Source organism: Shewanella sp. HL-SH8 (genome assembly GCF_051165765.1).
GTDB lineage: Bacteria > Pseudomonadota > Gammaproteobacteria > Enterobacterales > Shewanellaceae > Shewanella > Shewanella glacialimarina.
This window is the reverse complement of record NZ_CP195039.1, coordinates 2,490,063-2,503,132: the sequence shown is the minus strand read 5'-3', so window position 1 is coordinate 2,503,132 and position 13,070 is coordinate 2,490,063. Positions and strand designations below refer to the sequence as shown.

At 40.3% G+C, this 13,070-nt stretch carries 13 protein-coding genes; 2 read left to right on the top strand and 11 right to left on the bottom strand.

Annotation, left to right across the window (positions count from 1 at the left end):
* Nucleotides 1-55: 55 nt before the first annotated feature.
* Complete coding sequence (pssA, locus tag ACRWQN_RS10995) at nt 56-1,369, bottom strand: CDP-diacylglycerol--serine O-phosphatidyltransferase (protein WP_434931895.1); 1,314 nt, start codon at nt 1,367-1,369, stop codon at nt 56-58.
* A gap of 10 nt (nt 1,370-1,379) precedes the next feature.
* Nucleotides 1,380-1,712: a DUF1904 family protein gene (locus ACRWQN_RS10990; RefSeq protein ID WP_434926131.1), complete on the bottom strand. Its 333-nt coding sequence runs from the start codon at nt 1,710-1,712 to the stop codon at nt 1,380-1,382.
* A gap of 229 nt (nt 1,713-1,941) precedes the next feature.
* Here ACRWQN_RS10990 and dacB point away from each other — a divergent pair, with 229 nt between their 5' ends.
* Nucleotides 1,942-3,441 (top strand): D-alanyl-D-alanine carboxypeptidase/D-alanyl-D-alanine endopeptidase, encoded by a 1,500-nt coding sequence (dacB, locus tag ACRWQN_RS10985; protein ID WP_434937726.1) that lies wholly within the window; start codon nt 1,942-1,944, stop codon nt 3,439-3,441.
* 122 nt (nt 3,442-3,563) lie between these two features.
* Here dacB and ACRWQN_RS10980 read toward each other — a convergent pair whose 3' ends face one another.
* Nucleotides 3,564-5,318 carry an acyl-CoA dehydrogenase C-terminal domain-containing protein gene (locus ACRWQN_RS10980; protein WP_434937724.1) on the bottom strand — a complete coding sequence of 585 codons (1,755 nt, stop codon included), beginning with the start codon at nt 5,316-5,318 and terminating at the stop codon, nt 3,564-3,566.
* Between the two features lie 189 nt (nt 5,319-5,507).
* Here ACRWQN_RS10980 and ACRWQN_RS10975 point away from each other — a divergent pair, with 189 nt between their 5' ends.
* Nucleotides 5,508-6,347, top strand: coding sequence for a hypothetical protein (locus ACRWQN_RS10975; RefSeq protein ID WP_434937722.1), 840 nt, complete (start codon nt 5,508-5,510; stop codon nt 6,345-6,347).
* A 48-nt stretch (nt 6,348-6,395) separates the two neighbouring features.
* Here ACRWQN_RS10975 and ACRWQN_RS10970 read toward each other — a convergent pair whose 3' ends face one another.
* From ACRWQN_RS10970 to cmk, 8 genes are all read right to left on the bottom strand, one after another.
* Nucleotides 6,396-6,947, bottom strand: a complete 552-nt coding sequence (locus ACRWQN_RS10970; protein WP_434937720.1) for a DUF2058 domain-containing protein — start codon at nt 6,945-6,947, stop codon at nt 6,396-6,398.
* 14 nt (nt 6,948-6,961) lie between these two features.
* Entirely contained in the window at nt 6,962-7,774 is an 813-nt protein-coding gene (locus tag ACRWQN_RS10965; RefSeq protein WP_434937719.1) for an SDR family oxidoreductase, read from the bottom strand.
* 50 nt (nt 7,775-7,824) lie between these two features.
* Nucleotides 7,825-8,523 (bottom strand): orotidine-5'-phosphate decarboxylase, encoded by a 699-nt coding sequence (gene pyrF / locus ACRWQN_RS10960; RefSeq protein ID WP_434937718.1) that lies wholly within the window; start codon nt 8,521-8,523, stop codon nt 7,825-7,827.
* A 69-nt stretch (nt 8,524-8,592) separates the two neighbouring features.
* On the bottom strand, nt 8,593-9,753 hold the full coding sequence (gene lapB, locus ACRWQN_RS10955; protein WP_434937716.1) for a lipopolysaccharide assembly protein LapB: 1,161 nt from the start codon (nt 9,751-9,753) through the stop codon (nt 8,593-8,595).
* A 2-nt stretch (nt 9,754-9,755) separates the two neighbouring features.
* On the bottom strand, nt 9,756-10,064 hold the full coding sequence (locus tag ACRWQN_RS10950; RefSeq protein WP_434937714.1) for a LapA family protein: 309 nt from the start codon (nt 10,062-10,064) through the stop codon (nt 9,756-9,758).
* Nucleotides 10,065-10,186: 122 nt separating this feature from the next.
* Entirely contained in the window at nt 10,187-10,474 is a 288-nt protein-coding gene (gene ihfB, locus ACRWQN_RS10945; protein ID WP_226409903.1) for an integration host factor subunit beta, read from the bottom strand.
* A 79-nt stretch (nt 10,475-10,553) separates the two neighbouring features.
* Nucleotides 10,554-12,221 carry a 30S ribosomal protein S1 gene (gene rpsA, locus ACRWQN_RS10940; RefSeq protein ID WP_226409904.1) on the bottom strand — a complete coding sequence of 556 codons (1,668 nt, stop codon included), beginning with the start codon at nt 12,219-12,221 and terminating at the stop codon, nt 10,554-10,556.
* Nucleotides 12,222-12,358: 137 nt separating this feature from the next.
* On the bottom strand, nt 12,359-13,045 hold the full coding sequence (gene cmk, locus ACRWQN_RS10935) for a (d)CMP kinase (RefSeq protein WP_226409905.1): 687 nt from the start codon (nt 13,043-13,045) through the stop codon (nt 12,359-12,361).
* Nucleotides 13,046-13,070: the final 25 nt, after the last annotated feature.

Genomic DNA, 13,070 nt, shown 5'->3' with positions numbered 1-13,070 from the left:
CAATGAAAAAATCACCACTTAGATAAGTGATGATTTTTAGATAATTAGCTGGCTATTATAAAATACGTTTTAGCAAAAAGTCTGCTTTTAATCGCCGTATTCGATTCATTATCTTCTGAACCGGCTGCGGGTAAGTACGTAATGCGTCTAATTGACTGTAGTGAAATAAGCGCTCTGTATATTGCAGAATATGGATTTGCTCATCAATAAACTGTTGCTTCCAGCTGCCGGATTCATCATGCAATAACAGGCCGTTTTCTAGATCTAATGCCCATGCCCTAGGGTTTAGATTTGAACCGGTTATCAAATGTTTTCTATCATCACAACTGATGCCTTTAAGATGATATGAGTTATGTTCATGCTTCCACAAGTGGATACTCAATAGTCCTGATTCAATGGCCCATTGCTGACGTTTGGCAAACTTGCGTAACGACTGCTCATACATATAAGGTAAGGCGCCAATGGTAGAGAAATCTTTTTCTGGTGGAATATAAAAATCATTGGCGGTTTTATCACCGACAACGATATCCACTTTAACACCTTCTTTTAGCTTCTTGTTTATCACTTTAGATAACGCAGCTGGCGGATTAAAATAGGGCGTACAAATGAAAAGGCGTTTTGATGCACTGTCAACCAAATCAATAATCACTTGATTTAACGTATTGTCTTTTTTTCCAAGTCCAACAAGTGGCGTGACTCTATTGCCAATACGAGTAGACACATATTCGTAGTGAGCTTGTGATAAACGGTTTTTAAAATTGCGAATATCATTTTTGTCACTAACCACTTCGGTTTCAACTGGCTGTGTTAATGCTGTTACCGCAGGATCGCTAATAATGTAATCTTGGATCATAGTGCGCATGCTTTGTGCAAGTTCAGCACTTTTAATCAGATGGTATCGATCAAAGCGATATTTATCAGCTTGCTGCATGTAAATATTATTGATACTTGCGCCACTATAAATAACTGTGTCATCAATAATAAAACCCTTTAAGTGCAACACGCCCATAAACTCACGTGACTTTACTGGAACACCTAAAATATCAATGGGATATTGTGCTGCAGCAATGGCTTTTCTATATAAGATATAATTACCGCTATCCCCTTTTTGGCCAATCAAACCTCTTCTAGCCCGATGATAGTCAACCAGCACTTTAACATCGAGTGAAGGATTATTGGCTTTGGCGGTTAATAATGCTTGTAGCACTTCTCTACCCGCTTCGTCATCTTCAAGGTACAAAGCAGCAATATAAATTGATGTTTTAGCTGACGCGATTTGACTCATTAACGTTTGTTTGAAATTTTTGGGTGTTAATAACCAATTTAACGCATCAGGTGATAATGAAATTCCACCAAGCTTGTCCAGCAAGGCATCCTCCTTAAAATTGTGTACCATTGCGATAATACCTTTCACGCTCTAAAACATGAAAAATGACAACAATATCTTTAATTGATGACTGTACCGTTAATATGATATCGCGAACGGCGTACTCGACAGCATCTTGAATAAGTTTATCACGGGGGAACCAAGATATTTCGATCAACACCAGCCCTAAAAACGGACTTGCACCACTAAATTGCTTTGATTCAATCCACTCTAATGTATAACTACTCTTTGCATTACCACAGAGTTTAGAAAGCTGCTCAAATAATGGTTGGCTGATCTGCTCCGCAACGCGTTGGTTAACACCACGTATTGTTATGTGGGGCATATCGTTAACTCTGACTGTGAACAAGTTGGCATAGAAAGTACCGATTTAAAAACTATTGAGCAAGAAATTTCTGTTAAAACCCCTCATACCAGCATTTTTAGCAGTTTAAATGCTCACTTTTGTGGCGTAAAGCCCGTAATAATTGTAAATTTTTATTTTATACAAATCATTTTAAAACGCTTACAATTGCCGTAGTTTACCTAGATTGATTACCTTAAGTTGCTGATATATGCGTTTACATAAACCGTTGAACTTGTTCATTACCGCTTTAGTGTTATTTTGCCTAGATAGCTCAGCACAGCAAGTATTAACTCATACACAAATTGAACAAGATAGTGCTGAGGATCAGCTACATGTTGCTGCAATAATGAATTTGATCAAGCCGGAATCATCACTCATAGCATTAAGTGTGTGGGATTTAGCTGATAATAGGAGCGTATTTAAACAAAATTCAAATGCCTTGATGAACCCTGCCAGTATACAAAAATTACTGACGGCATTAGTCAGTGCAAAACAACTGGGTCAATCATTTCAATATAGAACCCAGCTTTTAAGCGAGCAGAAACTCGACATAACAAATGGTATATTGAAAAATGAGCTTTATGTTACTTTTTCTGGTGATCCAACTCTAAAGCAACGCCATTTAATTACCTTGATTAATCAATTAAAACAAGCAGGTGTTCACACTGTTAATGGCAACATACATCTTATTGGCCATCACCAAGATCAGCTTCAAGCACCTGGTTGGGTGTGGGATGATTTAGGCATTTGTTATGCCGCCCCTATCTCTAGTTTTATTATTGATAAAAATTGTGTTTTCGCTAGGCTTAGCGCAAATGGTTACAACAAAAAGGCGACCTTAAAAGTCATGGGGAAAAGACCGATATATGTTGAAAATGAAGCCGTTTTCGCGCCATATCAGCCAAGTGCTATTCCATGCGATTTACAGTTAATAAGAAAAGACAGTAATCATTTTACTCTTAAAGGTTGTTACGCTGGAGCCAAATCTTTACCGTTAGCCATTGCAATTAACGAACCTCTAGGTTATGCCGTCAATGTTGTTAAAGCGATTTTTAAGCAACAAAAGATAAGGTTAACCGGTAAAGTTGTTGTTGATACAACACTGGCCATACCAAATGGAGAATTGCAGCCTATTGCCACGCATTTATCAGCACCTTTGCCTAAGCTGATTGATGAGATGTTACTTAAATCAGATAACCTGATGGCTGAAGCCTTATTACGCACCAGCGCCGAGGATTTTAAACAACAGCCATTAAACTTTAAGCAGACAACACAAGCTTTAGTCGTCATGTTACGGGAATTGGGGATTGAGCTTGAAATGGCAAACATTGCCGATGGCTCAGGCCTTTCTCGCTATAATTTATTATCCGCAGAACATGTTATGGCTGTTTTAAAAGTCATTGCCACTGATCAGGATTATCAATACTTACTCGGCAGTCTGCCTGTTGCGGGCATAAAAGGCACCTTAAAGTACAAACGTTATTTCACTAAACCGCCATTAAAGTTCAAAGTCATGGCGAAAACCGGCAGTATGTTAGGCGTGTCAAACTTAGCGGGCCAGTTTCAAGCATCTAATGGTAAAATGTATCTGTTTGTGTTGATCGAAAATGGACTTAGTCCGAAAATCAAGCGAAAACAAAAAGCCCCTTTCTCGGCTATTTTATTGCAAAACTTGATGGATATGCCATTAGTTCGTCTACCAAATTAGTTCGTCTAACAAAAGATCACTCTATTCAGTAGAGTAAAGTCAAATAACTGCCAACAAAAAAAGCACCTTTCAGGTGCTTTTTAAACTGGTGCTATTACCTTTGTTAGTAAATGATGACTTTGTTAAAACATTTCAGCCGGCATCTGCATGATAGACACATCACCCTGATTAACCTGAGACAAATGGTAATCCACTTTGACCAGTAATTTATCCATATAAAAGTCAGCTACATAGCGCTTTTGTTGGCTAAAGTCTTTATCAATGTGATGAGTAGACTTATCCGCCATAACTAACCAGAAATATCCATATAATGCATAACCAAATGCATCCAAATAATCGACCGCACTAGCATTAATCAATGCAGGATGAGCTACTTTGTTATCGTTAATGTAGGCCGCTGTAACTAATAAAGCATTCAATCGTTCGCTGACTGCTGCAATATGCTTTTCGGATACATGGGTAAGGGTTTGCAGAGTTTGAATTGATTCTTCAATAAATAATGTCAAAGCAACTAAATTATCTCCGGTCACTTTACGGCCTAAGAAATCAATGGCTTGAATACCATTTGTACCTTCGTAAATTTGAGCAATTCGAGTATCACGTACAAATTGTTCTATACCCGTTTCACGAATATAACCATGACCACCAAAAACTTGCTGCGCCATAATAGTCGCATCAAGGCCTCTATCGGTTAAAAATGCTTTGGCAACAGGTGTTAATAATCCGACATACTGGCTGGCTTTGGCTTTTACATCGCCTTCGCCATATTTAGCCAAATCAAGTTGCTTACCAGTCAATACCGATAAGGCGCGCCCAGCTTCTGTCATTGCACGAATTGTGAGTAACATACGGCGCACGTCACCGTGCACAATAAGGGGATCTGACACGCCCGTTGGCTTAGTGCCTGCGGCTACGCCTTGCAAACGCTCTTTAGCATATTCACTGGCCATTTGATAAGCTGCTTGTGCGTTTCCTAGCCCTTGTATGCCAATCGCTAAGCGTTCATAGTTCATCATGGTAAACATACACACTAGGCCACGATCTGGCTCGCCTATCAAATAACCAATGGCGTTATCATAATTCATTACACAAGTCGCTGAGGCTTTCAACCCCATCTTATGTTCAATTGAACCAACCGTTACGCCATTAGCCTCGCCTAAGCTGCCATCAAGATTAACCTTAATTTTTGGCACTAAAAATAATGAAATACCTTTAGAATCTGGTAATTTTGCTAACACGAGATGGATAACGTTCTCAGTTAAATCCTGATCGCCACCAGTGATAAAGATTTTATTACCTGTGATGGCGTAACTGCCATCCTCTTGTGGTATGGCCTTGGTGCGAATACCACGTAAATCAGACCCGGCATGCGGCTCTGTCATATCCATGGCACCAGCCCATTGGCCAGAGTATAAGTTAGGTAAGTAGGTTTGTTTTAACTCATCACTAGCATGGGCATTAATACACAGTGCGGCGCCAGCCGTTAGCGAACTATAGAGAACGAATGAATTACAAGCACTGTAGCCCATTTCGTCGACCAAAATACCTAGCATTTTAGGCATACCCATACCGCCAAATTCGGCATCACCACAAAGACCAACCCAGCCACCTGCAGAAAATTGATTGTATACTTCTTTAAATCCATCGGGAGTAATAATTTTATTGCCATCATGGACGACGCCTTGTTCATCACCGCTTCTATTAATAGGGTGAAGTAAGTCGCGACTGATTTTGTTGGCTTCATCAAGAATAGCAACTGCAGTGTCCATATCAACCATGTCAGCTAATTCTGGTAATTGTTGCCAGGTATTTGTGGCATCAAATACGTCTTCTAACAAAAATTTCATGTCCTTTAGGGGCGCTTGGTATGGGTTCATATCAGTCTCTCAAACGAATAATTAAAACAGGTGTTTAAATTTATATAATTTACTCGCTGAATACAAGTGTAAACTGGTTCATTTACGATATTGCGTTAAAATTATACTACTTAATATATTTACGAATGCTTAACCGTTTTAGGCCATTTTTAAGTTAGAATAACTGCAATTGTTAACGATGTAGATGTAATGATGCCCCTGCAAAAGTTTTATGACTCTCTTGAACAAGTAACTATAATTGGTAATGCTGATGGAGATTGGCTGCCATCAGCTAATGGTGTTTCGATCACCTTCAATGCTACGCAACATAAAGACACTATTACTATTTGTAACGGTCCTTATGCCGGTGTAGACGAGGCATTTACGGTAGAAAGAAGTCATAACGATGCTATTTTTGTGCAAATATTAACCACAGTTGCTAACAGCTTAATAAAAAGAATTGATTGTTGGCCGTCATCTGGTCTTGTTACTGCAATAATGTCTGCAATGATATCTAAAACTGTTTACTTAACTCGCATGTCATTATTGCCTTCATTGGCAAGAAGCGTAACCATGGGGGAAACAGAAACTTTACCCTGTATGGTTCATAATTGGCTTGGTGAGAGGCGTATTGCATTAGGGATAGCACTCACTCATCCTCATCTGCATTGGCCCGAACTTTATGTGAAACCCAAATTTAACTCATCAATAGCTACCCAAAAGGGATTTAATCCAATTTCAGCATTATTGGGTGAGCATAATGATATGCGGACCCCGGCTTTAAAATGCCAAGTAACGCTACCTGATGACTATGTTGAGCAGCTGCAAATGCTGAAACAAATAGCGAGTTTAGATGCGCACTTCTGGCTTGAAGCAGCTAACATAAATAACCTGCTTAAATGTGAAAAACTATTTTATAATCAAACACCTGAAAATGGGTTATCCAATTGGTTTTTGATGGATTTTAATGCATCTCAGCATCTAGATGATATTCGCCATCATCTAGCATATTGCCAACAAATTTTGGCATTTAAAGCATTAAGGGTATAAAAAAAAAGCCTCAATCAATTGAGGCTTTTTTTATGTTGCAGTAATTATTTACCACATCAGATCATCAGGAATAGCATAATTAGCATATGGGTCATCTGCGTCAGCAACTTGTGCGACTGCATCTTGTGCGCTTGAATCCCATAAATACCCGCACCACTGAGGAACCAATAAATTAACTCTCACCGCCAATTTGTGGGGGACTAAATAGCTTTTATCTTCATAACGAATAATGCCCAATGAACCATTTAATAATTGGCCTTGAATTTTGTCATTAATATAGACAGAAAAAATCTTTTTTTCTAAGGTGTAGTTAAATTTAGTCTCAGCATCTTTTGGAATAGAGATGGCAAATTTTATGAATTCAGAGATTAAACCTTTCACTTGGCCTTTTTCAGTTGCTTCATTAAAGCGTTGTTCATTCAATTGCTTATCTTTTCTAGCTTGAAGCTGTTTTTGCTCTGCTATTTGTTGCTTTAATACCGTGCTACCGTCATCAACGTTGGCTTTCTTATCGCGACGCTTCTGTGTTTTCACATTTTTAACGCTTTGTTTGCTAGTTAAACCCGCTTTTAGTAATTGATCTTGTAATGCATTTGCCATGGTAGAACCCTTAATTATAATCCGTGTTTTGCTGCCAAACTGCCTAATTCGGTCATTGCGATACTCGCCCCCCCAAGTGACCAGCCACCGTCCACTGGCAACACGACGCCTGTGATATAAGAAGCCATATCGGAAGCCAAAAATAATGCAGCATTGGCAATATCTTGTTTCTGGCCATTACGTTGTAATGGCACACTTGAAGCGACTTTTTGTTGTAATGCTTCACTGGGAGCAAGTCTATTAAAACCTTCCGTTCCCTCAATTGGCCCTGGCACGATTGAATTTATCCTGACTCCCTCTATCCCCCACTCTAAAGCTAAAGTGCGCGTTAACATATCGACCCCTGCTTTAGCAGCGCAAACGTGAACCTGCAAAGGCATAGCGATATAGGCTTGAGGTGCTGAAATTTGGATAATAGAAGCTTTGGGACGTTTCAGTAAAGGATAAGCTTGTTTAAGCACTTGAAAACTGCCAATAAGATCAATATCGATAACTGACTTGAAGCCATTATTAGACAGTTTAGCTGCACTGGCAGGAAAATTACCTGCCGCGCCACTCACTAATACATCGATATGGCCATAGGTTTGTGAAATAGTGGCAAACCCTATCGCTAAAGCGTTTTCATCTCGTACATCAAAACTGACGCCAATGTGTGTGCCACTTGGGTTTGCTTGCTTTAATAATTCAACAGCTGAGTTCACTTTGTCTGCATTTCGACTGGCAGCGGCTACATTGGCGCCAGCTTGAGCGAAACTAATGGCAACGTGTAAATTGATCCCAGAAGTGCCACCGACAACAACGACATTTTGACCTGTATAATCAAACATATTTTATCCTTAATACGTTCAGCAAGTGAGCTACAAAATTAGCGATACTATTAGACTTGTAAAGATTGATGTATTGCCGTCAGCGCTGCGAGAGGATCTGCAGCCTGCGTAATTGGGCGACCTATTACTAAGTAATCAGAACCCGCGATAATAGCTTGTGGTGGCGTCATAATCCGATGTTGGTCGCCTGCATCACATCCTACAGGGCGTATGCCAGGGGTAATTAAATTAAAATCTTGACCAAAAGTCGATTTCAATAATTTTGCTTCCTGGGCCGAGCACACCACACCGTCTAAACCAGCTTGATGTGTTAGCTTAGCTAAACGTAACACATGTTCAAATGCTGGTACGTTAATACCAAGCAAGACTAAGTCTTCATCAGACATTGAAGTTAGTACAGTAACCGCAATTAATAATGGTGCATCTTTACCATATTTGTCTAGGGATTGTTTTGCCGCTTGCATCATGGCTAAGCCGCCACTGGCGTGCACATTGGTCATCCAAACGCCCAGATCCGCAGCAGCACTAACAGCTTTAGCCACAGTATTGGGAATATCATGAAATTTAAGGTCTAAAAACAAAGCAAATTTACGCTGATGAATATCGTCGACAAGTGTTGGCCCAAACAAAGTGAACATTTCTTTGCCGATTTTTAACCGGCATAAAGCAGGATCAAGTTTATCAATAAGCGTTAAGGCTTCAGCTTTGTTGTTATAATCTAAAGCCACAACAATAGGTTTATCAGTCATACTTTCTCCAACGTTTACAGTCAATTTTTTGAATTTTTATTTGCGCTAAAACTCAATGAGAACAAAAATCTATTCACCATCAAGCCCTTTTATTCGCTTAATGCTGCCCCAATGCTTACAAGAAGGACAATGCCAATACAAGGCATGAGCAGGAAAGCCACACTCACGGCAGCGGTAGCCAGGTCGAAATTTAATTTGTTGTTCTACTAATTTTTCAAGCATAGATAAACTTTGTTTAGCTTTACCATCTTCAGCTTGCTTAATATGTAGCTTCATTAAGTGCTGAAAACCTTTCATGGTGGGATGTCGATATAAATTATCTAACATCATAGCTTCAGCTGAGTCACTATTATTTTTTGAAATCTGATGCTCTGCCAATGCAATAGCAACACTCGCACCCGCGCCTTGTTTTAATGCCAGACTCAAAAGTTGCTCATAACCTTCGCTGTCCGATGACTGGCGGTAAACTTGTTTGGCAATGTTAATACTGTCGGGGAACAGTGCTATATCAGCATCAATTAATTGATGTAACGAATCCTTACATTCTTTTATTTGATCACTATCGAGATAAATATTCGCTAATGCAAGCCATGCACGCCCACAACTGGCGTCCTGCTTGATGGCTAATTGAAGTTTTTTAATTTTTACGAGCATGTCTGTAGCTTCATCAGCAAGCTGACAGTAGAAATGTGCGGTGGTAACTTTAAACACTTGCTGACGCTTTTTGGGCAGTTTTTTTGTCACATCAATGGCATTTTGCCATTCCTTAGTGACCTGATAGATTGAAATAAGCTGAGATTCGGCTTCTTCACTGTGATCATCTTGATTGACAAGATTAAGAAAGATTTCTTCTGCCCTATCGTAAAATCCGGCAGCCATATAATCTTTACCTAACTCCATCATAGCGATATCACGTTGTTCAGCGGTCAAGTTTGGTCTAGCGATAAGATTTTGATGAATACGAATAGAGCGGTCAACCTCACCGCGTTTTCGAAATAATGAACCTAATGAAAGATGAGTATCTATTGTTTCATCATCAACATCTAGCATACTAATAAATAGGTCAACGGCTTTATCTGACTCATTAGAAAGCAAAAAATTCAAGCCGGTAAAATAATCACGGCTTAATTTTTTACTTTTTTGACTATCGCGTTGCAGAATACTTCTGCGCCCCATGTACCAGCCGTAACCGGCAGCGATAGGCAATAATAAGAACAAAATTTCAAGCATAGTTAGCTAACGGTATCCACATTAAGTTGCTCTGTCGTACGGTGAGTCGGTATAGCCGTAATGTGACCAAGTTTGCTCAGACTTTTATTGGCTTTACGCAGTGCCAACTTCATTTTCATGATGTAAAAACTGGCTAATAACCAACTCAACATAAAACCCGATAAAAATACCACTGCCAAAACAACCGGTAAACGGTACTGTCCCTCTGCGATAAAATAACTCAATGTCACTACCTGCTCATTTTTAGCGCCAAACAATAATGCCAAAATAAACAACAACCCAACAATAATGATTGCAAAAAAAGACTTCACGGGATTCTCCATCAGAACAAAGCAATATAATGATTATCTAAGATATTTACGGCGCTGACCAGCTTTGACTTTCAATAGGTACAAAAAAGCCTCCAATTGGAGGCTTTTTATTCAAGCGTTAATCATTGATTAACCGCATCGACACGTTCGCGCAGTTCTTTGCCTGGCTTAAAGTGCGGTACATATTTGCCATCCAATTCAACTGAGGTACCAGTTTTAGGATTACGGCCAACACGTGGTGCACGATAATGAAGCGAGAAACTACCAAATCCACGGATTTCTATACGATCCCCGCTTTCTAATGTTGTCGCCATTTGGTCCAACATTTCTTTTATGGCAGCTTCAACCTCTTTCGCCGACAGTTGCGACTGCCTAGTGGCGAGTTTTTCGATAAGTTCAGATTTTGTCATCTTAGTTATTTCCTATTTCCAAGCCAAACACAGTCGCCTAATGGGGAGGCTCTCTCCCCATACAACAGGCGATTTTCGATTACTTACGAGCAGCTTTAAACGCTTCAGCCATTGCATTGCTGATAACCGCGTCATCTTGCTTGTTCAAAGTAGCGATAGCTTCTTTCTGTTCAGCTTCATCTTTCGCTTTGATAGATAAGCTGATAGAACGATTCTTACGATCTACGCCCATGAACTTAGCTTCGATAGCATCACCTACTGAGTATACAGTAGATGCATCTTCGATGCGCTCAGCAGAAATGTCAGCAACACGGATGTAACCTTCAACAGTATCAGCTAGTTCAACTGTAACACCTTTAGCATCAACAGCAGCAACGGTACCGTGTACTACGGTGCCTTTCTTCTTGTCAGCTAAATATGCATTGAATGGATCATCTTCAGTTTGCTTAACACCTAGGCTGATACGTTCACGTTCTGGGTCTACTGAAAGAACCACTGCATGGATTTCGTCGCCTTTCTTGTACTCAGACACTGCATCTTCGCCAGTACCGTTCCAAGAAATATCAGATAAGTGAACAAGACCATCGATTCCACCGTCAAGACCGATAAAGATACCGAAGTCAGTGATTGACTTGATCTTACCAGATACTTTGTCGCCTTTGTTAAACTTAGTTGCGAAGTCATCCCATGGGTTAACTTTACACTGTTTAAGGCCAAGAGAAATACGACGACGTTCTTCATCGATGTCTAATACTAACACTTCAACTTCATCACCTAAGTTAACAACTTTAGATGGGTGAATGTTCTTGTTAGTCCAATCCATTTCAGAAACGTGAACTAAACCTTCAACGCCTTCTTCGATTTCCACGAAACAGCCGTAGTCAGTTAAGTTAGTTACGCGACCAGTAAGACGTGTGCTTTCTGGGTAACGCTTGCTGATTTCTAACCATGGATCTTCGCCAAGTTGCTTAAGACCTAGTGACACACGAGTGCGTTCACGATCGTACTTAAGTACTTTAACGTTGATTTCGTCACCAACATTAACGATTTCAGATGGGTGCTTAACACGTTTCCACGCCATATCAGTGATATGTAATAGACCGTCAACACCACCTAAATCTACGAATGCACCGTAGTCAGTAAGGTTCTTAACGATACCTTTAACTGCTTGGCCTTCTTGTAGATTTTCAAGAAGTGCATCACGCTCAGCACTGCTTTCTGATTCGATAACAGCACGACGAGAAACAACAACGTTGTTGCGCTTCTGATCAAGCTTGATAACTTTGAATTCTAATTCTTTGTACTCTAAGTGAGCGGTGTCGCGAACTGGGCGCACGTCAACTAGAGAACCTGGTAAGAAGGCACGGATACCGTTTAATTCAACAGTGAAACCACCTTTAACTTTACCATTGATGATACCGATTACAGTTTCAGCATCTTCGTACGCTTTTTCTAGAACGATCCAAGCTTCATGACGCTTAGCTTTTTCGCGAGACAGTTGAGTCTCACCGAAGCCATCTTCAACAGAGTCAAGCGCAACATCAACTTCATCGCCAACTTGAATTTCTAAAACGCCTTGTGCGTTTTTGAATTCGTCAGCATTGATTGGGCTTTCAGACTTAAGGCCTGCGTCAACAAGTACCATACCGTTTTCGATGGCAACAACAGTACCACGAACGATAGAACCTGGACGGAACTCCAGAGTTAGAAGGGATTGTTCAAATAGATCAGCAAAAGATTCAGTCATGTTTTTGGGTTACTTTATGTAATAAACCACCATCCATCCTAGATGTGGAGTCTAGTAATATAATCCACGTCATCCATAACGCGAATACCTACAGCTAGTTTAGCTTAAATAACTAATAAAGTTACTATTTATCTTAACTAGTCTGTAATTTTTTTATTTACGTGCTCTAACACTAGAGCCAGTACGCCTTCAATTGAAATGCCGCTAGTGTCTATCACTAAGGCATCTTCAGCTGGCACTAACGGAGAAGCTGAACGATTTATATCACGTTCATCTCGTTCGATAATTTCAGCTAAAAGGCGGTCGATTTTAACATCGAAGCCTTTGTCCTGCAACTGATTAAAGCGTCTTTCAGCACGCTCTTGGGCAGAAGCCGTTAGGAATATCTTGGCTGGGGCTTGGGGGAACACAACTGTTCCCATATCTCTGCCGTCAGCAACTAAACCTGGCGTGGCAGAAAAAGCACGTTGGCGGCGTAGTAATGCTTCGCGTACACGCGGTAAAGCTGCGACCTTAGAAGCCGCATCTGAGCATTCTTGACTGCGGATGGTTGTCGTCACATCCTCGCCTTCAAGTACCACTTTAATGGCATTACTGTCTGCGTGAGTCAGAAACTGCACATCTAAATGAGCAGCCATTAACGTTAATGCTTCTTCGTTACTTAATTCTATATGATGGTGGATAGCCGCAAGTGCTAGTACGCGATATATTGCGCCGCTATCTAATAGATGCCAACCTAAATGTTTGGATAATAATTGGCAAATCGTCCCTTTTCCTGCACCGCTTGGACCGTCCACAGTCACTATTGGAGCCCGTTCAGTCATAAATTCCTCCGAAAAACATCATCCC